The organism is Paraburkholderia sp. RL18-085-BIA-A (assembly GCF_046027075.1).
GTDB lineage: Bacteria > Pseudomonadota > Gammaproteobacteria > Burkholderiales > Burkholderiaceae > Paraburkholderia.
Map to the genome: position 1 here is coordinate 1 of NZ_JARESU010000593.1, position 502 is coordinate 502.

At 67.7% G+C, this 502-nt stretch carries 1 protein-coding gene; it reads right to left on the reverse strand.

Annotated features, from left to right (window positions below):
- The coding region (locus tag P0D89_RS53990; protein ID WP_459252696.1) for an IS66 family transposase at positions 1-502 on the reverse strand (502 nt) is incomplete at both ends.

A 502-nucleotide genomic window follows, 5' to 3' on the forward strand; every position in this document is an offset into this window, starting at 1 on the left:
CGTGTCATCCGTATGGATTTTTTGCGCCTCACGCACATACCGGCCAACAGCATCCGCCAGCGGCTGCAGCAGTGCGGCGGACTCGCGAACCCACGAGGCCAGCGTGGCACGGTCGAGTTCAATGCCGGCACGGCGATAGATTCCTGCCTGCCGGTACAACGGCGTATGGTCGGCGTACTTGGCAACCACCACCTGCGCCAGCAGGCCGGCTGCGGCCATGCCGCGTGCGATCGGGCGCGACGGCGCCGCTTCCTGGACGACCTTCGCACAACGGCTGCAGCTCAACCGGGGGCGCACGTGCCGGATCACCCGGAAGTACCCCGGCACGTAGTCCAGCATCTCGGAGGCGTCTTCACCCAGCTTGCGCAGCCGGCCGCCGCATTCGGGGCAGTCGCAGCCCTGTGGCTTGTGCTCCACCACCTCGCGTGGCAGGTGCGCAGGGAATTCGCGCGAGCGGCGGCGTAGTGGAACCACCGGCGCTGTCGTGTCTACGGGTTCATCC